General features: G+C 69.0%; 1 protein-coding gene. It reads left to right on the top strand.

Annotation, left to right across the window (positions count from 1 at the left end):
* Window positions 1–574: ABC transporter transmembrane domain-containing protein (locus HWX22_RS31390; protein ID WP_244135336.1), on the top strand; the 574-nt coding region annotated here is incomplete at both ends.

The raw sequence follows: 574 nt of genomic DNA, 5'->3' as shown, positions 1-574 counted from the left end.
GACCCTGCTCGGCATCGTGGGCGGCCTCTGCACCGCCTGGCTGCTGTCGGTGATCAATACCAGCCTGCATGCGCCCGAGGGCATCGGCACGAAGACGGCCGTCACCTTCGTCGCGCTCTGCCTCGTCACGCTGTTCTGCAGCGCCGTCGCCGGGATCGGCAACAGCGTCACGGGCCAGCGCATCATCGCCGCGCTGCGCAAGGACATCTCCGCGCGCATCGTCTGCGCCCCGGTGGCCGCGCTCGAACGCTACAAGACGCACCGCCTGCTCTCGACGCTGAACAGCGACGTCGAGACCGTCAGCGCCTTCACCTTCAGCTTCCCGAACTTCGCCGTCGCGGCGGCCGTCGCGGCCGGCTGCGTGGCCTACATGCTGGTGCTCTCGCCGGTGCTGTTCCTGATCGCGCTGGTGGCGATCATCGTCGGCGCGCTGATCAACCAGTACGCGAGCCTCAAGTGGGGGCAGTACTACCGCGGCGTGCGCGGCGCGCAGGACGACCTGCAGAAGCAGTACCGCGCGATCACCGAAGGCGCCAAGGAACTGCGCATCAACCGCGACCGGCGCCAGCGCGTG

The organism is Burkholderia sp. BCC1638, from assembly GCF_902833195.1.
Lineage (GTDB): Bacteria > Pseudomonadota > Gammaproteobacteria > Burkholderiales > Burkholderiaceae > Burkholderia > Burkholderia diffusa.
Note: the sequence above shows the minus strand (reverse complement) of the source record. Positions and strands in the feature narration are given on the sequence as shown.